This window comes from Streptomyces sp. B21-083 (genome assembly GCF_036898825.1).
Lineage (GTDB): Bacteria > Actinomycetota > Actinomycetes > Streptomycetales > Streptomycetaceae > Streptomyces.
On the sequence record NZ_JARUND010000002.1, the window covers coordinates 919,737 to 943,176 of the forward strand.

The 23,440-nt window shown below is 67.7% G+C and carries 21 protein-coding genes and 4 pseudogenes; 7 read left to right on the forward strand and 18 right to left on the reverse strand.

Translation table 11 applies throughout. The features are described 5' to 3' along the window. Window positions 1-75 precede the first annotated feature (75 nt). From QA861_RS28190 to QA861_RS28240, 11 genes are all read right to left on the reverse strand, one after another. The gene (locus tag QA861_RS28190) at window positions 76-510 is read right to left on the reverse strand and encodes a nuclear transport factor 2 family protein (RefSeq protein WP_334591408.1); all 435 of its coding nucleotides are present in this window, start codon (window positions 508-510) and stop codon (window positions 76-78) included. Next, window positions 507-1,139 carry an LLM class oxidoreductase gene (locus QA861_RS28195; RefSeq protein WP_334591409.1) on the reverse strand — a complete coding sequence of 211 codons (633 nt, stop codon included), beginning with the start codon at window positions 1,137-1,139 and terminating at the stop codon, window positions 507-509. Before QA861_RS28195 ends, QA861_RS28190 begins: the two co-directional genes overlap by 4 nt. 93 nt (window positions 1,140-1,232) lie before the next feature. Beyond that, the gene (locus QA861_RS28200; RefSeq protein WP_334591410.1) at window positions 1,233-2,531 is read right to left on the reverse strand and encodes a DUF3533 domain-containing protein; all 1,299 of its coding nucleotides are present in this window, start codon (window positions 2,529-2,531) and stop codon (window positions 1,233-1,235) included. Between the two features lie 1,044 nt (window positions 2,532-3,575). After that, window positions 3,576-4,037, reverse strand: coding sequence for a MaoC family dehydratase (locus QA861_RS28205; protein ID WP_334591411.1), 462 nt, complete (start codon window positions 4,035-4,037; stop codon window positions 3,576-3,578). A gap of 14 nt (window positions 4,038-4,051) precedes the next feature. Then, complete coding sequence (gene fabG / locus QA861_RS28210) at window positions 4,052-4,813, reverse strand: 3-oxoacyl-ACP reductase FabG (RefSeq protein WP_334591412.1); 762 nt, start codon at window positions 4,811-4,813, stop codon at window positions 4,052-4,054. 19 nt (window positions 4,814-4,832) lie between these two features. Then, window positions 4,833-6,059, reverse strand: a complete 1,227-nt coding sequence (locus QA861_RS28215) for an acetyl-CoA C-acetyltransferase (RefSeq protein ID WP_334591414.1) — start codon at window positions 6,057-6,059, stop codon at window positions 4,833-4,835. Further along, complete coding sequence (locus QA861_RS28220; protein WP_334591415.1) at window positions 6,052-6,900, reverse strand: MBL fold metallo-hydrolase; 849 nt, start codon at window positions 6,898-6,900, stop codon at window positions 6,052-6,054. The genes QA861_RS28215 and QA861_RS28220 overlap by 8 nt, the downstream gene beginning before the upstream one ends. After that, on the reverse strand, window positions 6,897-8,630 hold the full coding sequence (locus tag QA861_RS28225) for an acyl-CoA dehydrogenase family protein (RefSeq protein WP_334591416.1): 1,734 nt from the start codon (window positions 8,628-8,630) through the stop codon (window positions 6,897-6,899). Before QA861_RS28225 ends, QA861_RS28220 begins: the two co-directional genes overlap by 4 nt. 2 nt (window positions 8,631-8,632) lie before the next feature. Then, entirely contained in the window at window positions 8,633-9,424 is a 792-nt protein-coding gene (locus QA861_RS28230) for an SDR family oxidoreductase (RefSeq protein ID WP_334591417.1), read from the reverse strand. Between the two features lie 137 nt (window positions 9,425-9,561). After that, window positions 9,562-11,418, reverse strand: a complete 1,857-nt coding sequence (locus tag QA861_RS28235) for an AMP-dependent synthetase/ligase (protein ID WP_334591418.1) — start codon at window positions 11,416-11,418, stop codon at window positions 9,562-9,564. Continuing rightward, window positions 11,418-12,212, reverse strand: coding sequence for an enoyl-CoA hydratase/isomerase family protein (locus tag QA861_RS28240; protein WP_334591419.1), 795 nt, complete (start codon window positions 12,210-12,212; stop codon window positions 11,418-11,420). Before QA861_RS28240 ends, QA861_RS28235 begins: the two co-directional genes overlap by 1 nt. Window positions 12,213-12,399: 187 nt before the next feature. Here QA861_RS28240 and QA861_RS28245 point away from each other — a divergent pair, with 187 nt between their 5' ends. Then, window positions 12,400-13,020 (forward strand): TetR/AcrR family transcriptional regulator, encoded by a 621-nt coding sequence (locus QA861_RS28245; protein ID WP_334591420.1) that lies wholly within the window; start codon window positions 12,400-12,402, stop codon window positions 13,018-13,020. 427 nt (window positions 13,021-13,447) lie between these two features. Here the strand turns inward: QA861_RS28245 and QA861_RS28250 are convergent, their stop codons facing one another. The 3 genes from QA861_RS28250 to QA861_RS28260 all read right to left on the reverse strand — a co-directional run bounded on the left by QA861_RS28250 (window position 13,448) and on the right by QA861_RS28260 (window position 16,929). Continuing rightward, entirely contained in the window at window positions 13,448-14,443 is a 996-nt protein-coding gene (locus tag QA861_RS28250; protein ID WP_334591422.1) for an alpha/beta fold hydrolase, read from the reverse strand. 335 nt (window positions 14,444-14,778) lie between these two features. Continuing rightward, complete coding sequence (locus QA861_RS28255) at window positions 14,779-15,849, reverse strand: LLM class F420-dependent oxidoreductase (RefSeq protein ID WP_334591423.1); 1,071 nt, start codon at window positions 15,847-15,849, stop codon at window positions 14,779-14,781. Between the two features lie 30 nt (window positions 15,850-15,879). Continuing rightward, complete coding sequence (locus QA861_RS28260) at window positions 15,880-16,929, reverse strand: acyl-CoA dehydrogenase family protein (RefSeq protein ID WP_334591424.1); 1,050 nt, start codon at window positions 16,927-16,929, stop codon at window positions 15,880-15,882. Between the two features lie 268 nt (window positions 16,930-17,197). Here QA861_RS28260 and QA861_RS28265 point away from each other — a divergent pair, with 268 nt between their 5' ends. The 4 genes and pseudogenes from QA861_RS28265 to QA861_RS28280 all read left to right on the forward strand — a co-directional run bounded on the left by QA861_RS28265 (window position 17,198) and on the right by QA861_RS28280 (window position 18,821). After that, window positions 17,198-17,572, forward strand: a complete 375-nt coding sequence (locus QA861_RS28265; protein WP_334594868.1) for an acyl-CoA dehydrogenase family protein — start codon at window positions 17,198-17,200, stop codon at window positions 17,570-17,572. Between the two features lie 91 nt (window positions 17,573-17,663). Then, window positions 17,664-17,936, forward strand: a pseudogene (locus QA861_RS28270) (transposase); the annotation flags it as partial. Next, window positions 17,933-18,304, forward strand: coding sequence for an IS3 family transposase (locus tag QA861_RS28275; protein WP_334591425.1), 372 nt, complete (start codon window positions 17,933-17,935; stop codon window positions 18,302-18,304). The pseudogene QA861_RS28270 and the gene QA861_RS28275, both read left to right, overlap by 4 nt. Before the next feature lie 22 nt (window positions 18,305-18,326). Further along, window positions 18,327-18,821: an IS3 family transposase gene (locus QA861_RS28280; protein WP_334594869.1), complete on the forward strand. Its 495-nt coding sequence runs from the start codon at window positions 18,327-18,329 to the stop codon at window positions 18,819-18,821. 33 nt (window positions 18,822-18,854) lie between these two features. On the opposite strand, the pseudogene QA861_RS28285 reads toward QA861_RS28280, so the two are convergent. Then, window positions 18,855-19,133 (reverse strand): annotated as a pseudogene (locus QA861_RS28285) (helix-turn-helix domain-containing protein); the annotation flags it as partial. Between the two features lie 69 nt (window positions 19,134-19,202). On the opposite strand from QA861_RS28285, the pseudogene QA861_RS28290 reads away from it, so the two are divergent. After that, window positions 19,203-19,502, forward strand: a pseudogene (locus QA861_RS28290) (transposase); the annotation flags it as partial. Window positions 19,503-19,642: 140 nt separating this feature from the next. On the opposite strand, the pseudogene QA861_RS28295 reads toward QA861_RS28290, so the two are convergent. After that, window positions 19,643-20,127 (reverse strand): annotated as a pseudogene (locus tag QA861_RS28295) (helix-turn-helix domain-containing protein); the annotation flags it as partial. A 96-nt stretch (window positions 20,128-20,223) separates the two neighbouring features. Beyond that, a complete protein-coding gene (locus tag QA861_RS28300; protein ID WP_334591427.1) occupies window positions 20,224-20,580 on the reverse strand; it encodes a hypothetical protein in 357 nt (118 codons plus the stop codon). A 156-nt stretch (window positions 20,581-20,736) separates the two neighbouring features. Here QA861_RS28300 and QA861_RS28305 point away from each other — a divergent pair, with 156 nt between their 5' ends. Next, entirely contained in the window at window positions 20,737-21,519 is a 783-nt protein-coding gene (locus QA861_RS28305) for an amidohydrolase (protein ID WP_334591429.1), read from the forward strand. Window positions 21,520-21,638: 119 nt separating this feature from the next. On the opposite strand, the gene QA861_RS28310 is transcribed toward QA861_RS28305, so the two are convergent. Further along, entirely contained in the window at window positions 21,639-23,189 is a 1,551-nt protein-coding gene (locus QA861_RS28310; RefSeq protein ID WP_334591430.1) for a glycosyl hydrolase, read from the reverse strand. Between the last annotated feature and the right edge of the window lie 251 nt (window positions 23,190-23,440).

Consider the following 23,440-nt stretch of genomic DNA (forward strand, 5'->3'; position numbering starts at 1 on the left):
GCTCCATCTCGCGTCGGATCCGCCCGGTCAGAGCGTCCCGGATCTGGCCGACGTCACCGCAGTCAACTCAACGGGTCAGCTGTTCGACGAGCGGTGTTCGACGGCGTCTGTACCCTCGACGATCCACTTCAGGTGGTGCGTGTCGACGTACTCGCGCATGTAGGCGATCTTGCCGGCATGGACGTCGAGGTGGAATGCCACGTGGTTGTCGTACGTGCGATTGTCCGGAGTTTTTCCGCCGACGTGCAACTCGATCGCGGCCCGGTTTCCGTCGGCGATGATGTTCTCGATGCGGCTGTAGTGGCCGTGCGTTACTGCGGCGGCCAGCACCGCCATCAACTGACTCACCTCGTGAATCCGGTACGGTCGCGCGAGGGAAAACTCCTCGGCATGCCCGAGCAGATGCCAGCGGGCATCTTCCGCGAAAAGGCCGAGCGCCTCATCTACGCGGCCGGTCGTGAGGGTTTCAATGAACTGCGTTGCTAGCTGACGAGTTTCATCGGTCGTCATCTGGACTCCTCTGTGGGTTGGTGTGTTGCCGTGCTCTGATACTGAGTGGGACCTGATGGTGGGCTTGTTAGCCCTGGGGGACGCCGGCCGGTATCCGGTAGAGGGGTCACCGCCATTGCCGGATAGTGGTTGGCGGGGCCCTCCTGGGCGGTCGGAGGGATGTCAGTGTGCGGAGGGAAGGCTGCGGAGCCGACGGTCAGCGCGACGGAGCGCAGCCGGTCTTCGAGGTCGGGCATCTGGTGGGCGGTGATGATCTCGTCGGCTTCGACGGCCTGTGCGAGGTCATCGAGGTAGCGGGCGACGTCGTTCGGGTCCCCGACCGCGGTGTAGTGCAGCAGTTTGTCGACCTGCTCCCCGATGGGTCCGCTGAGGAGCTCGTCGGCGGCGTCCTCGTCAATGTCGGTCTGGACGGGGAGTCTGGGTCGCGCCATGCCCGAGGCCATGGTGCGGCGGATGGAGAGGAGGGCCTGCTGGGCGCGCTCCGTCGTGTCGGCCGCGACGACGTTGGCGCCCACCACGAGGTAGGGCTCTGCCAGGTCCGCACTGGGTCGGAAGGCTTGGCGGTAGGTCTCGGCGGCCTGTTCGAGCAGGTAAAGCCGATCGGGCAGGTGTGGTGACGCTGCGCCCACGGCCGAGCCCTGGTGGTGTGCGCGCCCCGTCATAGGAAACCCGGACGGGGCGACCTGGCAGGCCCCGTCCGGGCGGATGTTGGGTACCGTCCGCTAGACCGTAACGGCGTCCTTCTCAGGGTCCGCCTCAGCGGGGATGCGATGCAGCCCCTTGCGGTCGTACCAACCCGTCACACCGAAGCCGAAGGCCGCGGCCAGTACGAGACCGGCGGCCATCATCACCCAGCCCCGGGTCAGGCCCGCGTCGGCCTGGGCGTCGTAGTAAAGGATCGAGCGAACGCCTCCGGTAATCTGCCGCAGCGGTTCGAACTCCGCCAGGAAGCGGTAGAAGCCGGGCAACGCCTGAATGGGCGTGGTGGCGCCGGCAGTCGGTACCGCCATCGCGATGTAGACCAGGGTTACCAGCAGCATGCCGGGCGTGCCGAAGACGGCGAGCAGCGTCAGGGCACCGATGCCGGCGACTGCGATGGCGGTCACCGAGTACAGCCACAGAAGTGGCAGATGCGAGGCATCCATACCCATGATGCCGACAGCACCAGCCATCACCAAGGTGCCCATGAGCAGGGACAGGCCGATCATGAGAGTGGCACTGATGGCGAGGGTCTGTACCCGGGTCGCCCGGATCAACGGGCGGTGAAGGCGCAGCGGGCCCATGTCGTTGTGGGTGTAGCCCAGGGCGTGGTCCACCTGGCCGCTGATCACGTTGGCGGAGAGCATCCCGCACACCACGAGGACGAGCGCGTAGTAGAACGCGGTCAGACCCAGTCCGCTGTGGGAGTCGAGCGGATGCCCGTCCTTGATCGTGACGGCGGCCGGGTCGGCCAGGAGGACGCGGGCCGCGGCGGGCATTTTCGCCTGCTCGGACCCGGTCTGGGCGGTCAGCTCCTTACCCAACCCGAGTGAGGCCCTCTCGGCAGCTGTCGATGTGGCCGTCCGCGCCAGGCTGGAACCCAGGCTGCCCGCAGACGAGTTGGTCAGCACCGTCAGCGTGGGACGAACAAGATCATCGGTGGCCTCAGTGCTGGTCAGTGCAGTGACGGAGGTGGTGAAATCCTCGGGGACGACGAGCGCCCCGTACAACTTGCCCTTGCCGAGCTCCTCTTTCATTTCCGTCTCATCCATCACCCTCCAGTCGATCTTGCTACCGCTGGCGTTGGACGCCTTGATCGACCCAGTGATCCGTTGGCCAAGATTGACCGTCTTCCCGTCGACGGTTCCCCCTTCGTCGGAGTTGACCAACCCCACAGGCAGGTTCTTCATATGGCCGGCGGGATCGACGTTGGCACCCACATAGAACACGGTGAACAGCAACGCGAGGACGCCCGTGATGACGCCGTTGGCGATCCACAGGGGTTTGGCGCGCAGAACGCGGAACGGATGAATTTCGGTCATGAATTACTCCGGTTCAAGACGGCTACAGCAGAAGGAGAACGGGCGGCGCCACTGCAGCCCAAGATTTTTCGGGACGATCACTCTCATCGCGTACCGCCGCAGACAGAGCAGTGATCCTTCAACGGGATTGCGGCGCCTCCCCCATGCCCAGGCTGCCGTCGGCGTCGATGGCAACGGCATCACGGAGACAGCCTCAACCGCCGCTCAAGCGTGAAACCGGTCGGTTTCGACTCATCTTAAACCGACCGGTTTCCTGCTTCAAAATCGAGACGACGGTTCAACCCGCAAACGCGAGCGGACTGACCTTCAGCACAACGCCGAAGGTCAGTCCGATGTGAAGTTCATCGATCCGCCCGCTTCGATTCCCCGGGGCGCCGTAGCGGACCGACAAGTCCTCCCAAACCACCGTGATCGAGACCGCACCCGCCCGTGCGGCCTGCGGATCTACTCGACGCTGAGCCAAACCACCGCAACAACAGCGCGCCGGGTTCCAGTCCGTTTTCCGCTGGCGCGTGCTCAACGAGGCACTGCCCACACCTACATCGCACGCCCTATCGACGCTGAGGAGTGGTACCGCTCCCCGACGGCATCAACATGACGACGCCGAGGTATTCAACAACAGCCTGGCGAGTGGGAGGACGCCCACGATTACCTTCGCCCCCGCGGCGCCTTCAGCCAGCCAAGCTCCCTGCGAGCGCCACAAGCAGAAGATCACGCCCCGACGTCTCCGATGATCTTCAGTGGCACACCTGGGGGCTTGGACAACCGGGAATTCTCAATCTGCCACGGGTTGATGCTGCCGTCCGGCACGAGGGAGATGTGCTTCTGCCGTTCCGGACCCACGCTCGCCAAGTCCAGCCAGGATGCGTCCTTGCTCAGTTCGCCGTAAACCGTGGCGAGGTCCCGCAGCCTGGTCGCGTCGAAGCCATTGCGCTTGTGCGGTCGGTTGGAGACCGATCATCAGCACCTTTCCCTCACGCCGTACGTCGAGGGTCTTGTTCAGGGTCCCCGCTGGTCACGCCAGGCTCTCAGCTCTGTAGCAGCTCACTCGATGAGCAGTGAGACGACTTCGGCGACGCAGACCGGCTTGTCGCCGCCCTGCCGCTCCACAGTGACGCGGAGGACGGCCTGGGCTCCCTGCGGTGCGCGCCGCAGTTCCGCCAGTTCCACCGTGCCGCGCAGCTGGGAGTTCACGGGTGTGGGTGCTGGGAATCGAACCTTGTTGCTGCCGTAGTTGATGGCGGCCGTCAGACCGTCCGTCCGCGCGGCTTCCGAGATCATCATCGGCGCGAGGGACAGAACCAGGTATCCGTGGGCGATGGTCGTCCCGTAGGGGCCCTTGGCTGCCTTCTCCGGATCGATGTGGATCCACTGATGGTCACCGGTCACGTCAGCGAAACGATCGATGTCGTCCTGGGTGATCGTGTGCCATTCGCTCTGGCCGATCACAGTGCCGACGGCCTTCTCGAAGTCGTCAAGGCCCTTGTAGGTCTTCACAGGTGTCATGGGGGGTGCCTCCTTCAGGCTTTGGGGCCGCCGGCCACATACAGGATCTGGCCGCTGACGAACGATGCTTCCTCACGGACGAAGAACGAGGCTGCGGCGGCGATGTCGGCCGGGCCACCCACGCGCCGGACAGGGATCTGCTCGGCCGCGAATTCCTTGAGCGCATCGAAGGTCATGCCCAGGCGCTGGGCCGTCGCGGCGGTCATATCGGTGGCGATGAAGCCCGGGGCGACGGCGTTGACGGTGACGCCGAACTTGCCCAGTTCGATGGCGAGGGTCTTGGTGAACCCCTGCACCCCCGCTTTCGCGGCGGAGTAGTTGGCCTGACCCCGGTTGCCGAGCGCCGATTCGCTGGAGAGGTTGACAATGCGCCCCCAGCCGGCCTTGGCCATGTACTTCTGGGTGGCCCGGCTGACGAGGAAGGCGCCGCGCAGATGGACGTTCATGACGGTGTCCCAGTCAGCGGTCGTCATCTTGAACAGCAGGTTGTCCCGCAGCACGCCGGCGTTGTTGACGGCGATGGTGGGGGCGCCGAGTTCGTCGGCGACGCGGGTCACCGCACGTTCGACGGCCTGTTCGTCGGCCACGTCCGCGCCGACGGCAAGCGCTTTGCCGCCGGCCGCTTCGATGCGTGCGACGACCGTCTTGCAGGCGTCCTCGTCCAGATCGAGTACGGCGACCGCGTGACCGTCGGCGGCGAGCCGCTCGGCGACTGCGGCGCCGATGCCGCGGGCCGCGCCGGTGACGATGGCGGTACGGGGAGTTGACGTAGTCATGGTGAGGTTGCTCCGTTTCTCAGCTGAGGCGTTCGATGATCATGGCCATGCCCTGGCCGCCACCGACGCACATGGTCTCCAGTCCGAACTGCTTGTCGTGGAACTGGAGGGAGTTGATGAGAGTGCTGGTGATACGGGCGCCGGTCATGCCGAAGGGATGCCCGACGGCGATCGCACCGCCGTTGACGTTGACCTTGTCCAGGGGGATGCCCAACTCGCGCGCGGAGCCGATGACCTGAACGGCGAACGCCTCGTTGATCTCGACCAGGTCGATGTCACCGATGGACAGGCCCGCGTTCGCCAGCGCGTTGCGCGTGGCACCGATGGGACCGAGGCCCATGATCTCCGGGGAGAGGCCCGTGACACCGGTGGCGACGATGCGCGCCAGCGGGGTCAGACCCAGCTCGCGGGCCCTGGTGTCGGACATGACGACCACGGCCGCCGCACCGTCGTTGAGGGGACAGGCGTTGCCCGCGGTGACGGTGCCGTCGGGGCGGAAGACCGGCTTGAGACCGGCGACCTTCTCGTACGTCGTCCCCGGACGCGGGCCGTCGTCCTGGGAGACAACCGTGCCGTCCGGCAGGGTGACAGGCGTGATGTCCCGCTCCCAGAAGCCGTTGGCGAGCGCCTTCTCGGCCAGGTTGTGTGAGCGGACGCCGAACTCGTCCTGCTCCCGCCGACTGATGCCGGTCAGCTGCGCGACGTTCTCGGCGGTCTGGCCCATCTGGATATAGACGTCCGGCAGGAGGCTGTCCTCGCGCGGATCGTGCCACTTCTCCGTACCCTCCGCACCGCGGGCGTCGGTACGTGCCAGGGCGTCGGCGAACTCGGGGCTGCGCACGTCCACGCCGGGCCAACCGTCGGCGTAGCCGTTGAGGTACCGGCTGACGGTCTCGACGCCGGCCGAGACGAAGGTGTGGCCCTCGCCCGCCTTGATCGCGTGGAACGCCATGCGGGTGGTCTGCAGGCTGGAGGAGCAGTAGCGGTTGACGGTCGTACCGGGGACGGGGTCGAGGCCTGCCAGGACCGCGACGACGCGGGCCAGGTTGTTGCCGGACTCTCCGGCGGGCTGGCCGCAGCCCAGCATGAGGTCGTCGATGGTGTTCGGGTCGAGTTCCGGCACCTTGGCCAGAGCGGCCTGGAGCATCTGGACCGTAAGGACCTCGGGCCGCATCTGGACGAGCGAGCCCTTATTGGCCCGGCCGATGGGCGAACGGGCGGTGGAGACGATGACTGCTTCAGACATTGCTTGCCTTCTTTCGCTTCCATGCCGTCATGGACGACAGGACAAGGGCGCTGGGGTTGAGGTTGTGGGGGTACCGGGCCCGCATCCGGGTCACGAGGTCACGCGAGTCGGTGCTGGCGTCGAGTTCCTCGGTGAACGCGCGGATGTAGTCACGGGTGTGGATGACGGTGGCGGCCAGGTCGTCGTCGGGCGCCTCGGGGTTCTTGTGGCCTGCGACGACGATCTCCGGCTCCAGGGCCGCGATCTTCTCGATGCTCTCGATCCACTTGGTCCACTCGGCGGGCCCGGAGGCGGCGAGGAAGGGGTTGACGCCGTTGTAGATCGCGTCGCCGGCCATGACCGCGCGGAGCGACGGCACCCACACGATGGTGGCCGGGGCGATGTCCGCCTGGCCGATCTCAATGACCTTCAGTTCCTCCCCGTCGAGGAGGATCGTGTCGCCATCGAGGGGCTCGGGGATCACGGTGTTGTCGAGGGCCTTGTCCCCGAACCACTGGCGCCACGTTGTGCGCTGGGCCTCGTTGGTGGCTTTGATCTCCGCCACCACGGACGGCAGTGCAACCGCCCGGGCTTGCGGGAAACGCTCCAGCAGCCACTCAATGCCGAAGTAGTGGTCGGCGTGGGCGTGGGTGACGTAGATCGTGGTGAGGGTACGGCCCGACTCCTCGATCCGGCGGGCCAGCTCGGCCACGTCGTCCGCCAGGTACTGGCTGTCCACCAGAACTACCTCGGTCGGCCCGTAGACGAGTGTCGAGGTGGTCGGTGAGAACCAGCCGCCGACCGCCTCGGGCAGCTTCACCAAGGGGCTTGTGTACACGTCGAGGGTCAACGCGGTGCTCATACGATCTCTCCGGCCTGGATGACGTCGGTCAGCGAGTCGATGCGGCTGAGGCTGTGGGCGCCGTAGAAGTCGGCGTCCAGGAGACGGCGGGCGGTGTCGGCGTCCTCGGGCAGGTCGAGGGCCGCGGCCAGGATGCGGGCGTGCATCCATCCGCCTGCGAGCAGGCCCCACTGCGTGAGGTAGGGGACACCACCCGCGAGCATGTCGCGTGGGTTGTTCTTGGCCTGCCGGAGCAGGGCCGCGGTGGCCTCGCGGCCGGAGGCGATCGCCAGGTCCAGTCGTTCGACGGTGCGCTTCGCGACCGGGTGGTCGTGGCGGCGCAGCGGCTCCAGAGAGGCTTCGACGAGCGCGTAGGCCGCTTCGGCGGTGGCGCCGCCGTCGCGTGCCAGTTTCCTGCGGGTGAGGTCGTTGGCCTGGATCGCGGTGGTGCCTTCGTAGATGGGCAGGATCCGTACGTCGCGCAGGTACTGGGCGGCGCCGGTCTCCTCGATGAAGCCCATCCCGCCATGCACCTGGATGCCGTCCGAGGTGATCTGCACGGAGTTCTCCGTCAGCCAGCCCTTGAGGATCGGCACGAAGAAGTCCGCCAGCTGGAACGCCTCGTCAGAGTCCGCCTGAGGCGCCCCTGCCATGTCGAGCCATGCCGCGACCTGGAGCTGGAAGGCGCGCATCGCGGAGATCGTGCTGCGCATTGACAGCAACAGCCTTCGGACGTCGGGGTGTTCGGCGATCGGGGTGCCCGCCGGGCGGCCTGTCACCTTGCCCTGGACGCGCTCGGCCGCGTATGCCTCGGCGCGCTGGAAGGCCCGGTCGGCGAGGCTGAGACCCTGGGCGGCCACGCCCACCCGGGCGAGGTTCATCATCACGAACATCGCTTCCAGGCCCCGGTTCTGGGCTCCGACGAGCCAGCCCGTGGCGTCGTCGTAGTCGAGGACACAGGTGGGACTGGCGTGGATGCCGAGCTTGCGTTCCAGGGACACCGTGTGGACGGTGTTGCGTTGGCCCGGGGTGCCGTCGGCGTTCAACAGGAACTTCGGCGCGACGAAGAGCGAGAGGCCGCCGAGCCCTTCGGGCGCGCCTTCCGTGCGGGCCAGCACCAGGTGCACGATGTTCTCGGTGAGGTCGTGGTCGCCCCACGTGATGAAGATCTTCTGGCCCTTGATCGCCCAGCTGCCGTCCTGGCGCGGCCGGGCCGTGGTGCGGATGCCTGCCAGGTCGGTGCCGGACTGCGGCTCCGTCAGGTTCATCGTGCCGGTCCACTGACCCGACGCCAGCGGCGGCAGATACGTCTTTTTGATCTCGTCGCTTGCCGCGGTGAGCAGGGCGTGCACGGCGCCGACGGACAGGCCCGGTCCCAGGGAGAACGCCATGTTCGCCGCTGCCCAGATCTCGTTGACCCCGGTGGTCACCACGCCCGGCATCCCGTCGCCGCCCGCCTCGCGGGGCAGCCCGATACCGACCCAGCCGGCCTCCGCGTACGCCTTGTACGCCTCGGTGAACCCGGGGGCAGTGGTCACCTTGCCGTCCGTGAGGGTGTTGCCCTCGCGGTCGCCGATGGTGTTGAGCGGGTCGAGGACCTCGGTGGCGAACGTGCCCGCGTGGCCGAGGACTTCGCGTACGTCGTCCAGTCCCACCTCCCCGCCGGTGGTCACGTCGAGAACGTGCTGGGCGTCGACGACATGGCGGAGCAGGAAGTCGTACTCCCCCACCGGAGCCTTGTACTCGCTCATCGTCACTCTCCTTCGAGGGCGATGCCGACGGTGGTGCTGAGGCCGCCGTCGAGGGGAATGACCGCTCCGGTGATGTAGGTGGAGGCGGGCGAGGACAGGTAGACGACCGCGCCGGCGATGTCCTGGGTGCGGCCGATGCGGTGCACGGGGCTCGCCGCGACCAGCTGGTCGCCGAGTTCCTGGAGCGGGATCTCCATCATCTTCGACGGGAAGGGTCCCGGTGCGATGGCGTTGACGAGGATCGATGGGGAGAGGTCGGCTGCCATGTGCCGGGTCAGGTGGTGGACGGCGGCCTTGGAGGCGGCGTAGGAGTAGTTGCCGAAGCCGGGCACGACCATGCCGTCGATCGAGCCGATGTTGATGACGCGGGCCGGGTCGCCGTCGGTGGACGCCGACTCCAGCAGGGGCCGGGCGAGCCGGGTCATGGTGAAGGGGGCCTTGAGGTTGGTGGCGAGCACCCGGTCCCAGGCCTTGTCGGGAAACTCGTCGAAGGATGTGCCCCAGGTGGTCCCGGCGTTGTTGACGAGGATGTGCAGCGCGGACTCCCTGCCCTGGATCTCCTCGATCAGTGCCCGGCAGCCGTCCTCGGTGCTGACGTCGGCGGGGATCGCGGTGATCTCGCCGTACTGCGACAACTCCTTCTCCGCGGTGGCGCAGGCGTCGGCCTTGCGGGAGGAGATGTAGACGCGGACGCCGGCTCGCAGCAGTCCTTCGGCGATCATGTAGCCGATGCCTCGGCTGCCGCCGGTGACCAGGGCTGTCTTGCCCTGGACGGAGAACAGGTCGGGAAACATGGGGAACTCCAAGTGGGTTACGCGATAAGGAAGTTGCTCGGAACCGAGCTGGAGAGTTGTCCGCGCCGGCCGTTCGCTGCCGGGGTGCGGGTGCTGCGGGCGTCATGGCCGCAGGACAGGTGCGGCGTGACGGGATGTCAGGCCTGCCGGTACAGCGCCTCGATGTGATCCCGATAACGGTCGCGGATCACGGTGCGGCGCATCTTCAGCGACGGGGTGAGTTCACCGGACTCGGGGGTCCAGGCCGACGGCAGAAGAGCGAAACGCTTGATCTGTTCCGGCCTCGACAGCCGGCTGTTGGCCTCGTCCACGATCTGCTGGGCCCGGGCTCGGACAGTGGGGTGGTCGAGCAGCGCCTCGACGGACGTCTCCTCGATGCCCTCGGCCGCGGCGAACGCCGTCAGCGCCTGGTCGTCCACGGTGAACAGGGCCACCACGTACGGGCGCGCCTCTCCCACGACCATGGTCAGGTCGATGAATCCACGCCCGGAGATCAGGGACTCGATGCCGGTGGGAGCGATGTTCTTGCCCGCGGCATTGACGATGATCTCCTTCTTCCGGTCGGTGATGTGCAGCCGTCCGGCGTCGTCGAGATGCCCGATGTCCCCGGTGCGCAGCCAGCCGTCGGCGGTGTAGAGCTCGGCGGTGGCGTCCGGCAGGTTGCGGTATCCGGGAGTGTTGCCGGGGCTCTTCAGCTCGATCTCGCCGTCCTCCGCGATGCGGACCCCGACATCGCGCAGGGGCAGACCGACACTGCCGCGGCTCTGGCCGCCCAGCCGGTCGGCCACCGACACACCGCCCGTCTCGGTGAGCCCGTAGCCGTTGTGGATGTAGACGCCGATCGAGGCGAAGAATCCGGCGACGTCCTCCCTCAGCGGGGCCGCACCGCAGCAGGCCACGGCCTGGTCGAGGCCGAACATCACACGCACGTCGCGCAGGACGCCCTCCCGGGCGCGGTCGGCGGCGGTACGGAGTTTCGCCGGGACGGGGACGTCGTCCAGGATCAGTTCCCACTCCTCGGTCAGGGTTGCTCGGTCGGCTTCGAGAGCCTGCCGGTGAGCATCCATGAGCGAGGAATCCAGGAACGTCCGCACTCCCTGGGCGAGTTTCTCCCAGACGCGGGGCACCGCCATGAACGTGCTCGGCCGGTGCCTGGTGAGCGCGTCCAGCAGATCCTTGGTGTCGGGCAGGCAGTAGACGTGACCGCCCACTACGAGGGGGAAGTAGACGCTCCAGAGCCGCTCGGCCACATGGGCCAGGGGCAGTGAGGAGATGGTCCGATAGTCCCTGTCGAAGGCACCTGTGCGCACCATGGCCTGCGCGTCCCACAGGAGGTTGTGGTGGGTGAGGGTGACGCCCTTCGACAGGCCGGTGGTGCCCGATGTGTAGATGTAGGTGAGGGGATCATCGGGGTTGAGTGAGCCGACGCGGCGTTCGATCTCGTCGGCGAGGGCGGCACGGTGCTCGGCGCCGGAGGCCACCAGGTCCGCCCAGCGCGTCGCCCCCGGCTCCGGGGATTCCTTCGGGGCCTCGCCCGTCCGCTCGGGCAGGATGATCAGGTGCGGGGTGTGCTTCCGTACCCAGGGCACCTTCTGGATCCGCTCTCTGGCGCCCTGCTCCACGATGATCAGCTGCGGCTCCGCGTCGCCCACCACATGGTCCAACTGCTCGGTGGAGAGCGTCTGGTAGAGGCTGACGGCGACCGCGGCACAGTGAGATGCGGCGAGGTCGGCCGCGAGGTGTTCGACACGGTTGCCCGCGAGAATCGCGACCGTCCGGCCCGGTTCGAGTCCGAGCCGCAGATATCCGGCGGCCACGTCGAGCACGAGTTCACGGTACTGCTGCCAGGTCAGCGTGGCCGTGCCGCCGTCGGCCGCACGCCACGACACCGCGGGGAGCGCCGCCCGCTCCGCCGCGTGGGTGGCCAGGAGGACGGGAAGCGTGCCCGGTGTCCCCCAGCCCTCGGGGGGGTCCTGCGGGGCCGCGCCGCCCATCACTTTCCCTCGAAGACGATGTCGGCGTGGTTCTTGAGGAACTCCCGCGAGCCCTGCTGGAGCAGGAGACCCACGCCGTGCTGCATGTCTCGCGTGTCGAACAGCGAGGTGGCGGCGTCCAGCACGTAGCCGTCGGTCGCGCGCGGGCCGTGTGCGAGGGAATGGTGCACCAGACGCTTGCTGACGGCGTGCGCCCGGGTCGGGCCCTTGGCCAGCCGCTGGGCCCAGGCCAGAGCCTCCTCCTGCAGCCGGTCGCCGGGCACCACACGGTTGATGATGTTCCACCGTTCGAACGTCTCGGCCGGGTACTGGTCACCGGAGAAGGTGATCTCCAAAGCGCGGGCGGAACCGCACCGCTCGGCAAGGCGGTAGACGCCGCCGAGGAAGGTGGCGGCACCGATCAGGGCCTCGACCTGTGCGAACCGGGTGCCCTCGGCGGCGATGACCAGGTCGGACGCCAGAGCGATCTCCAGCCCCGCCGCCAGGCACATGCCGTGCACCGCCGAGATCACCGGGAACGGCGCGTCCTCGATCGCCGCGATCAGCGGCATGACCTGCTCGAACAGTTCCCGCCCCTCGACCGAATTCTTGCCCGCGAAGAGGTTCACATCGGCGCCGCCGGAGAACAGCGCGCCTTCTGCCTGGATCACCATGGCCCGCTTTTCCTCGGCCCGCGCGCGGCGCAGTGCCTCGAACAGACCGTCGGTGATGCCGGCGTCGAAGAGGTTGGCCGGCGGATTGGCCAGGGTCGCGACCGCGACGTCATCGATCGCCTCGTACTTGATGTCGCTCATGCGTGTATCTCCCGTACCGGTCGTCATCGACTGAGGGGTTTTCGACAGAGGGCGGGGGGCTCCCCGGCCCTGCCTAAACTAAGTCGTCTAGACCGAACCGTCAAGTAACAAAGAGGCGGGGCTCCACGACTATGCTTGAACCTTTGAAATAGGGTGCACATCGCCCGCGAAGCCATCAGGAGTGCCGGTGAGCCCGCAGCAGCGGACGGGGATGTCACACAAGGACCGCCTGCTCAGGCAGGGCATGAAGCACTTCTACGCGTACGGCTACCACGGCACGACAGTGGACTCCGTCCTGGCGGCATCAGGCGTCCCGAAGGGGTCGTTCTACCACCATTTCGGCTCAAAAGAGGCGTTCGGCAAGGCCGTCCTCAATGTCTATATGCAATACCAGCTGAATCTCCTACAGAAGTGGATCGACCGGCCCGAGCTACCTACACCGGACAAACTGGTCGGCTACTTCGACGAGATGACCAGCGAGTTCATCAACTCCGACTACCAGCGCGGCTGTCTGGCCGGAAATTTCTCCACCGAGGTGTCCGCCACCTCCGAAAGCTTCCGCGCCCAGCTGGACAGCGACCTGCGCGACTGGCGCGCCCTCCTCGTCACCGCGCTCAGCGACGGCCAGGAAAGGGGCGACGTGCGCAAGGACCGGTCGGCAGGGGAACTCGCGGATGCCCTGCTGGCCATGACGCAAGGCGCGTTCGTCATCGCACTCTCCTCGCGCGACAGCGAGTCGTTGCGCGCCGTGAGCACCACGATTCCCCTGCTCGTCGGAACCTCCCCGGCGGCGGCGTCACCACTCTGACGAGCGCACGGCCTGTTGCGCTCGCTGATTGTGTGCCTGATCCGTTGTCAAACGTGGGACGGTTCCCCAAGGTTCGGCGCTCGGCCCGGCTCGGCAGTGCGGTCAGAGCGGGCTCGATCGGGATGTGCACCAGGAACGGCGCGAGAGCGACGCCACAGGGGGCGGACCAGTCCTGCTCCGTAGGCGAAGGCTACGGCTTGAACGCGGTCACGGGCGCCGGTCCTTTCACATGTATCGCAAAGACAGTGCGCATGCCTGACCGACACCCCTCACGAACACACTGCTTGGCGGAGGCAGTCGGCCCCTCGGCGGCTGACCATAAGTGTGGTAGCCGGCCGCGCACCGACCGCCGGACCTGTCATGAGGAAGTCACCCAACCCACCGCGCGCCCCCAGTGACGCCATTGGTCCTGCGGTCGCAGATCGCGTCAGCCGGTCGGCGCCCGGTCGAGCTGGGCGAGGAAGCCCAACAGAGCGGTGTTGACCTCGGCGGGGCGCTCCTGCTGGGTCCAGTGCCCACAGCCCGGAAGGATCACCGGAGTTCGCAGGTGCGGGGCGACCTTGCGCGGATCGGTGCGTCGCCTGCCGGGCCCGCCCAGTGAAGTGACCATGTCTCGGTCACCGACCACATAGAGGGCGGGGACGTCGATGCCTCGTCCCTGGAAGGCCGCGAGCAGTTCGGCGTTGCGGTCGATGTTCCGGTACCAGTTCAAGGCGCCGGTGAAGGCCCTGGCTCCGTGGCGGGCGAAATCGTCAGAGTACGCCTGAATGTCCGCCTCGGTCAGCCATGTGGGCAGGGAGGGGGGCTCGGGGACGGTGTCCAGGAGGGTCTTGCCGTCGGGAATGATCCACGGCTGTGGTCGGCTGTTGCGCGGATTGTCGCCCGATGCTCCGACGAGGACGCGCCGGAGGGAGGCGGGAATGTCCTTGGCCAGTTCGGCGTCGGCCACACCCGGCTTCTGGAAGTAGATCTGGTAGAAGCCTTCCCCGTACAGGGCGCGGCTGACCGAGAGCGGGACCATGCCCGTGGGCAGGATCGGCGGAACGCTCAGCCCGGCCACGGCGCGCACCACATCCGGGCGCAGCATGGTCGTGACCCAGGCGACCGGCGCCCCCCAGTCGTGTCCGACCAGGATCGCCTGCTCTTCGCCGAGTTCCCGGATCAGGCCGATGACGTCGCCGGCAAGGTGCAGCAGGGTGTAGGCGGAGACGTCCTCTGGCTGGTCGCTGCGGCCGTAGCCACGCTGGTCGAGAGCGACGACGCGGTATCCGGCCGCCGCGAGCGGGGCGAACTGGTGCCGCCAGGAGTACCAGCTCTCCGGCCAGCCGTGCAGGAGCACCACGAGCGGGCCCTGGCCCTGCTCGGCGATGTGGAGCCGCAGGCCGTTCACCTTGACGTGACGGTGGTTTACGGCGTTTTCCATGGGCATTCTCCGAGAGCGTGGATGGTGCGGTGGTTGTTCGGCCGGCCCCGGGTGGAGCGCGGACGGATCTTGCGGCACCCCGGCCTTCACGTACCGGGTGCGTCGTGCGCGAGCATCCCGGCACGCGTCGGTTTCGATGCCGTCGCAAGCGACGGGTGCGACAGACTGCGGGCTGGACTAGGGGCATCTGCAGCGTCGGTCGGACCGGTGTCCACCCGGCCGACGTCGAGTCCGGTCAAAGAGATCCCACACGGCTTGTGTCCGGCCGCCGTTGTTCTCGACGGCGGACACCGACGGCCCGGGCCCTGCCGAGGACCGTTGGAGGGGGCGGACGGTCAGACCTGGGCCAGCTCGGCGGCTTCCGCGACCCCCCGCAGGACGGTGAGCCGCTCGTCCAACGTAAGTCCCGGGTGGCCGGGTGCGGCGCCTCCCGGGGCGACGATGAGCGTGGTCACACCTGTGTCGGCGTACGCCTTGAGGCGGTCCGCGATACGCTCGCGGGTCCCGATGAGGCTGACCGAGTCGATCAGGTCGTGCGGCACCGCGGCCGCCGCGCCCTTGGGATCACCGGCGAGATAGCGCTCCTGGATTTCCTCGGCCGCCTGCTCGTGACCCATGCGACGGGCTTGACGGTTGTAGAAGTTCTGCTTCCTGCTTCCCATTCCGCCGAGATAGAGGGCGACGAAGGCGCGATGGGTGTCCGCCGCAGCCCTCAACTCGTCGGCGCTGTCGCTCTGCGTGACCGAGACCTGGACCGTCGTGGCTACGTCGAACCCGTCGAGGCTTCCGCCCCGTCCTTGACGCAACGGACCGAGCGAGACCTCGGCTTGTTCAGGAGAGAAGTACATTCCGAGCCAGCCATCGGCGATCCGGCCCGTCTGTTCGAGGTTCTTGGGGCCGATCGCGGCGATGTAGACGGGGATACGTTCGCGCACCGGGTGGACGGTGAGCTTGAGAGGCTTGCCCGGACCGTCCGGAAGGGGCAGCGTCCAGTGCGTCCCCGCGTGGATCAGCCTCTCCCGCGACCAGGCGGTGCGGATGATCTCCACGTACTCGTTCGTACGGCCGAGAGGATCGTCGAAGCTCACTCCGTACCAGCCCTCCGACACCTGCGGGCCCGACACACCCAGGCCCAGTCGGAAGCGACCGCCGGAGAGCGTGTCCAGGGTTGCCGCGGTCATGGCGGTCATGGCCGGGGTCCGCGCCGGTATCTGGAAGATGGCCGAACCCACGTGAATGCGCTCCGTCTTGGCCGCGATGTAGGCGAGCACGGTCGCGGCGTCGGAACCGTAGACCTCGGCCGCCCAGCACGACGAATAGCCGAGACGTTCGGCCTCCTGCGCGATCGCGACATTGTCGGTGTCACTGCCGAGACCGAAGTATCCGAGATTGATGCCAAGCTGCATGGCGAACTCCTGGTGATGGGTGCGTCGAAGTCAACGGACGCCGAAGACGTGGTCGGCCAACGCGTCGAGTTGGGTCCCTACGGAGCCGAGCAGAGAACGGCGGGCGCGCGCCCTCTTGAGGAACACATGGCAGGGGTGCTCCCAGGTGAATCCGATCCCCCCGTGCACCTGTAGAGCGTCACGGGTCGCCTCGTCAGCGGCATCGCTCGCCGCGACCAGGGCGGTGCGCGCAGCGGCGTCGGCGTTCGGGTTCGCTTCGTCGATCCGCGTCGCGGCGTCCTCGACGAGCAGCCGGGCGGCATCCAGCTGAACGTGCCGGTCGGCCAGCAGATGCTTGATCGCCTGGAACGAGCCGATCGGGCGGCCGAATTGGTGTCGCTGCCCCGCGTACTCGACTGCCCCGTCGAGTGCCTGCTGCCCGGTTCCGACGAGTTCTGCGGCCAGTACCGTCAGCACCGAAGCCAGGGAGCCGGCCGGGGCCAGCAAGGTGGCGCGGGCCTCGGTGAGGGTGATCGCCGCCATCGGCTCGGTGACGTCGAGGGCCTCGACAGATGTGCGCCGCACACCTTCGGCGGACAGATCGACCAGCACGGGGACGTCTCCTGCGAAGGCGAGCAGGAGATCGGCGTCCATGCCGAAGGCCACCGCCTGCAGCGTGCCGCTCACTGTGGAGCCGGAGAGACGAAGCGCGGTGTCACGGGTCCGTGGCACAACGGCCGCCGGAAAGGTTTCCCAGGCGGGAACCGCCAGCACAGAACCGTCTACGATCCCGGTCACCTCATGCCCGGGCAGCGTCAGCACCGCGGCAGTGCCCGCGAAGGGGGCCCGCCGGAGCGCGCGCCCGAACTGCTCGGCGAGGATGCACAGTTCACGACATCCGCCACCGGATCCGCCACGCTCCTCCGCTACGCCGACGCCGAGCAGGCCCAGGCCGGCCAGCTGCTGCCACAGCGCCCGGTTGATGCCGGCCGACCGGTGCTCCCAGGCCGGCGGGACCGCGTCCGCTGCCCCGGCAGCCGCGAGCAGTCGGCTTGCGGTGTCGGCGAGCCGGCGCTCTTCCTCGGTCAGGGCGAACGGCATGCGGTGCCTCCTCGGTCCGGTCGCTGAGAGGTAGCCATCGTGACTGAGTGAGTTCTAATATGCAACTCACCAACCCATGGAAAGAGTTCCGGGTTGACCTGGTCAGTCTAATGACGCAACCCTACGGATATGCCTCGTCGGATGTCCACACCACGTCAGGAGAGCTGTGGATTCATCAGTCGCCCAGTCCAAGGCCTCGGAGTTCCGCGCCGAGGTCCGCGATTTCATCAGGGAGCACACTCCCCCAGGCTGGACCGGCATATGAACGCTGGCGGGCAGGGCACGCGACACGTTCTGCGCAGATACCCGGGCCGAGCTGGCCAAGCGGGGCTGGCTCGCTCCCGCCTGGCCCGTCGAGTACGGCGGAGCGGGGCTCGACGCGGCTGCGCACTTCGTGCTCGTGGAGGAATTGGCGCAGGCAGGTATCCCCAACGGGTCGGACAACGACGCCTTCGGCATCACCATGCTCGGCAACACGATGCTGCGGTGGTCCGAGCCCGACCTGCTCGCACGTTTCCTGCCCCGGATCGTGTCGGGCGAGTACGTCTTCGCCCAAGGGTTCTCCGAGCCCGGTGCCGGCTCCGACCTGGCCGCCTTGGCGACGCGCGCCGAACTCCAGGGCGACCACTGGGTGCTGAACTGAACCTTCCCCTTGATCGTGGACACCTGGAGACTGGGACCTGAGGTTCCAGAGGAAGTAGCACCAGGTTGGAAGCAAGTACACGAAGCGGTACACCGAAGAGTTCAAGTGGGACGCGATCGCGCTCGTCGACTCCTCGGGCAGGACGGTCACCGCTGTGGCCCGGGAACTCGGCATCAGTTCCGAGTCCCTGCGCGGCTGGTACCGCAAGGCGAAGGCGGGCCGGGGTGAGGGCACTCCCGGCGAATTGAGCAGTGCCGAGCGTGAGGAGCTCAAGCGGCTGCGGCGGGAGAACCGCGAACAGCAGCAGACGATCGAGATCCTGAAAAAAGCGACCGCCTTCTTCGTGAAGGAGAGCGACCGGTGAGCAAGTTGTACCGGTTCATCCATGCGGAGAAGGCCAACTATCCGATCGTGCTGCTGTGCCGGGTGCTGCACATCGCCCGTTCCTCCTACTACGCGTGGTGCGAAGGCAAAGCCGCCCGCCAGGCCCGGCAGGCCGCCGACGACGAGCTCGCACACGAGATCACGGTGCTGCACATCGCCTCCCGCCGCACCTACGGTGTCCCTCGCATCCACGCCGAACTTCGGCGCCTGGGACGGCGGGTGAACCGCAAGCGCATCGCCCGCGTGATGCGCGAGCGCGACATCCGAGGCGTCACCCGGCGCAAGCGCCGCTCGCTGACCCGGCCCGACAAGAAGGCGAAGCCGGCCCCTTTACCTGATCGGCCGTGACTTCCACGCCAAGCGGCCCGGGATCAAGCTGGTCGGCGACATCACCTACCTGCCCACCGCCGAGGGCTGGCTTTACCTCGCCTGCTGGCTGGACCTGGCCACCCGCGAGGTCGTCGGCTATGCCATGGCCGATCACCACCGCGCCGAACTCGTCGTGGATGCCCTCGACATGGCCCACGGCCGGGGCAACCTGGAGCCCGGCTGCGTGATCCACAGTGACCGAGGCAGCGAATACACCTCGGCTCAATTCCGCACCCGAATAAGGGAGTTGGGGCTAAGAAGCAGCTGCGGACGCACCGGATCATGCTTTGACAACGCGGCCGCGGAGAGTTTCTGGGCCCTGCTCAAGGAAGAGATCGGCACCCGCACCTGGCCCGACCGGGCCACCGCCCGCGCCGAGGTCTTCACCTACATCGAGACGTTCTACAACCGCCGTCGCCTGCGCAAGCACAAGACCTTCGGCTACCTCACCCCGGCCGAGACCAGGCAGCGGCATCAACACGCCCTCGCGGCATAACCGACGAGTGTCCAAGATCACGGGGCAACTTCATATCTCCCGTGCCCCAACGCCCTGCACACGCAGCAGAGCGATCTCCTCCCGCTCGGCGAACGACAGGTAGCGGCCCGAGACAGCAAGATCGATCTGCGGCATCCCGCCAGCATGCCGGAACCACCGCGTCCCCACCGCCGGCGCTGCCCCGACAGCGACCGCCGCATCCTCACTGGTCAGCCCCTTGGCGATCTCAAGCCAGAACAGTCGCTCGATCTCCCGCCGCGTCGACGGCCGCCCCGGCGACTTCATCGGCGACCGCCCAGTCAACTCCGCCATCCAACCCGCTGGCCGTCCCACAACACACCCCTCTGACCAGGGGTGTTGCAACGACTGGTTGAACCCAAGCAGTACACCAGCCGGGCCTTCGCCGACGCCTGCCGCCAGGCCGGCGTCCGCCAGTCCATGAGCGCGATCGGCAGCTCGGCGGACAACGCGCTCACCGAGTCCTTCAACGCGACGTTCAAACGCGAGACGCTTCAGGGCCGAAAGCGCTGGTCCAGCGAACGCGAGGCCCGTCTCGACGCGTTCCGCTGGCTCAACCGCTACAACACCCGACGCCGACACTCCCGCCTCGGACAACGCAGTCCCATCGCCTACGAGACAGCACTCGACACAACATCAACTACCCTGGCCCAAGCCGCGTAGCCCGTGTCCAAGATTCCGGGTCAAGGCCCAACACGTCGCCCAACAACTCAACGGCCGACCACGCAAAACGCTCGGCTGGAGAACCCCAGCCGAGCGCCTGCATGATCTACTGACAGCCGCGTAAGCCATCAGGTGTTGCGAGGACCCCAAGAATCCGTCCTCCTGTCCTCAACGTATCGACGCAGCGGACCGTCTGCGGCGAGCTTCGACACCTTGGGCCGTGACCGGCTCCCGGCCCAGGCCCGCTGGGCCCGGTGCGGCCGGTAGACGCCGTCGACCGCCTGGGCGTCGATCTCCCGCTCGACCGTGGACGCCAGTCGCCCCAGAGCCCGTCCGACCGATCGCCCGCAGCGAATGGCCGGCCCGGTGCATGTCAGCGATCGTCTCCCGCTCGGTCACGTTCAGGAACCGGGGGGTGCAGCCGCGCGTCGACCGCCGCGAGGGGCGGCCGGGTCGTGGCGTCGGCGATGGTGGTCACACCGGTCTTGTAGTCGATCAGGCGGCCGTCAGCGCGCAGACACGAGTGGCCGATCTGCCGGATGCCCTTGTCCCAGTCCTCAGCGGTGCGCTCGTGGACGCCCGCCTGCGCGGCGGCATCGCGGCGTCGGACTCCGGCCGCAGGCAGACGCTCGTACTCCGCCCGACCCGGATGCCCGGGCCTGCGAGGCTTTCCGCGACCGCGGACACCGGCCTGACGGGCTCATCCGAACGCCGTATTGGGTCACCGGCATGCGCCACCGGGTCGGCGAGCACGGCGAGGGCGGGTATCACGGAGGCGAGCAGGCGGCGCGCCTCCGTGTCGTAGACCTCCGCGCCCTGGGTGGCCATGTGCACCAGGCCCACGAGCCCGGGCCCCGTCCCGCAGGGCGCCGGTCACCCCGTCGCGGAATCCGGCCGGGCGCACCCGCTCGGCGTAGAACCAGCCGTGCCGGAAGCGGGGTCCGGTGTACTCGTCGTCCGCGCAGATCGACGGCGGCAGTTCCTGTCGCAGGGCGCTGCCGTACCACGGGGTGGTGACGAACTCGGCGGCCATCGCCTCCGCCGTCTCGGCGCTGTAGCCGATGCCCGCCACCTGCACGTGGGCACCTGACCGCGTACACCGAACTCGCCGCCGAGGGCGAACTGCACGCCCGGGTAAGCGTGCTGCTGCTGCCGGTCCCCATGGGCGGCTCCGCCGACGAGCTGCGCAAGGGACTGGCCAAGCTGACACTCCCTACGTCGACGGACCGCCGGTTTGCTGCGCGCCATCGGCGTCAAGATCTTCGCCGACGGCATCCCGCCGAACCGTACGGCGTTGATGGACGAGCCCTACCCCGAGGGCGGCCACGGCTCGTTGTGCGTGCACGGCGAGACGCCCGCGCTCCGGGTCGAGGAACTCCGCGAGATGATCCGTACCGCCCACGAAGCCGGCTACCAGCTCGGCGTGCACGTGACCGGCGACCGCAGCATCGACACCGTCGTGGACGCCTTCACCGCAGCGAACGCCGCCGCGCCCCGGCCCGACGCTCGCCACTACGTCATCCACGGGACCTTCGCCGGACCCGACAGCCTGGGCAAGCTCGCCGCGCACGGCTACGGCGTCAACATGAACCCCGGCATCATGCGGACCACCGCCGATCTGATGGACACGATCGTGGGACCGGAGCTCTCGGCACGCCAGTGGCCGGTCCGCACAGCCGTCGAGGCGGGCGTCAGGCTCTGCGCCAGCTCCGACGCACCCATCATCGAACCCGACTGGCGGCAGGGCGTGGCCCACATGATGCACCGCGAGTCCAGGGCCAGCGGCAGGGTGTACGGCCCCGAACAGTGCGTATCGCTCGCGGAGGCGCTGCGTGCCTACACCGCCACCCCCGCCTGCCAGGACCACGCCGACGAGTGGAAGGGCACGATCGAGGCCGGCAAGGTGGCGGACCTGTGTGTCCTCGACCGTCCGCTGCTGGCCCTCGATCCGCACGGCATCGCCGAGGTACAGGTGGACCTCACCGTGTTCGACGGCCGGGTGGTCCACGAACGGTGAGCCGCCCCTGACCACGACGGCCTCGGCAGGGTCGGTGGGGTTGCGTACGGCGGTCCGGACCGAGGGGCCGTGAACGTGCGTTCCGCTGCGGCAGGGCGCGGGTTCACCGCCGGCAGGTGTCAGGCGCGCTCCAGCAGGATCAGGTAGATCGCGTTGGGCGCGAGGTCGACGGTCTCGGTGTACGTCCTGCCGGGCCTGACGGGCTTGCTGTCGACCAGTTGCAGCTCGGCCCTGCCCGGGTCGCCGAAGTAGTTGCTCGTCGTCGAGTCGATCCGGTACACGAGCCGGCGGACCGGACCGTGCCGCAGCTCCGACGGCATCCGGGACATGTCGATGGTGGCCCGGTAGCTCTGGTCCTTGGTGTGCTGCCAGTTCCAGACCATCAGCGACGCGCCCGTCCGGTCCTTCGACGCGATCGCGTAGACGCCGTTGTCCCCGTCGACGGCGTCCGAGACGGCGGACACCCGGGTGTCCTTCATCCGGGACTGCATCAGCATCATGTTCCCGTAGGGCGTGAAGGTATCGGTGGCCGGTCCGCCGGTGGTGCGGGACACCAGCTGGTCCTTGCGCTCCTCGACCCGGTGCCGGACGCACCAGTTGAACATGTAGGTGTCCCGCTGGCCGGCGAAGTAGTAGCCGTAGGTGGCCATGCCGGCCGCTTGCCGGAGGTAGTCCTTCCGGGGGTCGGTGTCGTCGTACGCCGGGCCGGGATAGATGCCCGTCTCGGTGACGTAGCTCGGGGTGCGCGCGTCGATGCGGCGCTCCTTCAGCCATCCGCGCAGGGTGTCCCGCTGCGACGCCACGACTCGCAGGTCAGTGTTGTACATCGTCGGGACCCGGTAGTTGTCGTCCCATGACAGGTACGCGTGGTACGAGATGAAGTCCAGCCGCTTGTTCCTGTTCCGGTCGGCGGCGAAGTCGTCCAGGAACGGCTTCATCCACTTCGGGTCCATCCACATCAGCGCCGGTCCGCCGAGCTCGATCCGGTTCTCGCGCCCGAGTCGCTGGTTGACCTTGTCGACGGCCTCGTAGAACGGCACGTAGTAGCGGTACAGGTCGCCCGGCTGCAGTGTCGTCTGGTCCGCCGGGCGGCCCTGCTGGCGCTGCATCCCGTGGAACTGCCAGTCCGGTTCGTTGAACGCTTCGACGTACTTGACCTTGGGGTACGCCTTCTTGACGCTCCGCAGGATCAGCTCGACCATCGGGCGCAGATCCTTCAGCGGCCGTTTGCCCTCCACGAAGGCCGTCGGGTTCAGGTTGACCAGCAGTGAGTCGGACACCGTGCTCGCGTCGGTGAGGTAGGCGTCCAGCTTGGTCAGGTCGCAGCTGTTGGTCGCGAGGTCGCACATGTTGAACACGTTCACATCGTCCGGCGCGTTCGGGCTGCTGAGCCACACCCGGTAGACGTCGCCGTGCAGGCCGTGCTTGTTGAGGAACCGCACGTCTCCGGCCCGCTGATCGGGCCATGCCGTGACGTTGCCGAAGTTGTTCAGGCGCTCCGGACGCGGCAGTTCACCCTGCTGCGAACCGAAGTCGACCGAGACGGCCGCCGGAGTGGGCGATGGCACGGACTGGGCCGCGACGGACTGGACCGACGTGACCAGGAGCAGCGCGGCGACGGCTCCGGCCGACAGCACTCGCTCGGTGGGGTATCCGGTGCTCATTCGCATGCGGGAAACCTCGCTTCAGTGAGGCGATGAGGAACCGCCCGGCCTCCCGGTGACGTCGGCGGACGGTTGACGGTTGACGGCGACAGCTGACGAGGCGGCTTGTCACTCGCTTCCCTGGAGCACCAGGGTCGCTCTGGTGTCAGCGTACACATGCTGTGCATTTCCTGAGAAGGTAACTGACCAAAATCAGAGAAGACAGTTCTCTGATTCAGCAAAGTCTCCTCGCATCCCGTTGATGATGTTTCATGTGC

Bases quoted from the DNA above. Each gene is read 5' to 3' on its own strand.
- QA861_RS28220 (WP_334591415.1), bottom strand. From the start codon at position 6,900: ATGAGCACCGCGTTGACCCTCGACGTGTACACAAGCCCCTTGGTGAAG.
- fabG (WP_334591412.1), bottom strand. From the start codon at position 4,813: ATGACTACGTCAACTCCCCGTACCGCCATCGTCACCGGCGCGGCCCGC.
- QA861_RS28205 (WP_334591411.1), bottom strand. From the start codon at position 4,037: ATGACACCTGTGAAGACCTACAAGGGCCTTGACGACTTCGAGAAGGCC.
- QA861_RS28230 (WP_334591417.1), bottom strand. From the start codon at position 9,424: ATGTTTCCCGACCTGTTCTCCGTCCAGGGCAAGACAGCCCTGGTCACC.
- QA861_RS28200 (WP_334591410.1), bottom strand. From the start codon at position 2,531: ATGACCGAAATTCATCCGTTCCGCGTTCTGCGCGCCAAACCCCTGTGG.
- QA861_RS28235 (WP_334591418.1), bottom strand. From the start codon at position 11,418: ATGGGCGGCGCGGCCCCGCAGGACCCCCCCGAGGGCTGGGGGACACCG.
- QA861_RS28255 (WP_334591423.1), bottom strand. From the start codon at position 15,849: ATGCAGCTTGGCATCAATCTCGGATACTTCGGTCTCGGCAGTGACACC.
- QA861_RS28310 (WP_334591430.1), bottom strand. From the start codon at position 23,189: ATGCGAATGAGCACCGGATACCCCACCGAGCGAGTGCTGTCGGCCGGA.
- QA861_RS28250 (WP_334591422.1), bottom strand. From the start codon at position 14,443: ATGGAAAACGCCGTAAACCACCGTCACGTCAAGGTGAACGGCCTGCGG.
- QA861_RS28215 (WP_334591414.1), bottom strand. From the start codon at position 6,059: ATGTCTGAAGCAGTCATCGTCTCCACCGCCCGTTCGCCCATCGGCCGG.
- QA861_RS28225 (WP_334591416.1), bottom strand. From the start codon at position 8,630: ATGAGCGAGTACAAGGCTCCGGTGGGGGAGTACGACTTCCTGCTCCGC.
- QA861_RS28190 (WP_334591408.1), bottom strand. From the start codon at position 510: ATGACGACCGATGAAACTCGTCAGCTAGCAACGCAGTTCATTGAAACC.
- QA861_RS28260 (WP_334591424.1), bottom strand. From the start codon at position 16,929: ATGCCGTTCGCCCTGACCGAGGAAGAGCGCCGGCTCGCCGACACCGCA.
- QA861_RS28240 (WP_334591419.1), bottom strand. From the start codon at position 12,212: ATGAGCGACATCAAGTACGAGGCGATCGATGACGTCGCGGTCGCGACC.